The organism is Salinimicrobium oceani, from assembly GCF_012037645.1.
Genome location: NZ_JAAVJR010000248.1, coordinates 1 through 592, shown reverse-complemented (window position 1 = coordinate 592; position 592 = coordinate 1). Strand labels below are relative to the sequence as shown.

Genomic DNA, 592 nt, shown 5'->3' with positions numbered 1-592 from the left:
CGCTTTCTCCCAGGCCACCAAGGAAGTTATGTTCTTCGGCAGTTACCACACAACCCGTTTTTCCTACTGAAGCTAAAATAGCAGCTTCATCAAGTGGTTTGATAGTATGAATATTGATCACTTCAGCCGAAATACCTTTTTCCTCAAGTTGTTCAGCAGCTTGAAGCGCTTCCCAAACCAGATGTCCGGTAGCGATAATGGTCACATCTTTTCCTTCATTCAGAAGTACAGCTTTGCCAATTTCGAACGTCTGATCTTCGGGCGTGAAATTTGCCACTTTTGGCCTTCCGAAGCGAAGATATACAGGACCGTGATGCTCTGCTATTGCAATAGTAGCTGCTTTGGTCTGATTATAATCGCAGGTGTTGATCACTGTCATTCCCGGCAACATTTTCATCAACCCGATGTCCTCAAGGATCTGGTGGGTTGCCCCGTCTTCCCCTAAAGTAAGTCCGGCATGAGAGGCGCAAATTTTGACATTTTTGTCACTGTAGGCAATAGATTGCCTGATCTGGTCATAGACCCTTCCGGTAGAGAAGTTGGCAAAAGTTCCTGTAAAAGGAATTTTTCCGCCAATGGTCATTCCGGCTGC

Annotated in this window: 1 protein-coding gene; it reads right to left on the bottom strand. The window is 45.8% G+C overall.

What is annotated here, in order from left to right:
* On the bottom strand, positions 1-592 hold a 592-nt coding region (locus tag HC175_RS16535; RefSeq protein WP_317172341.1), incomplete at both ends, for a transketolase family protein.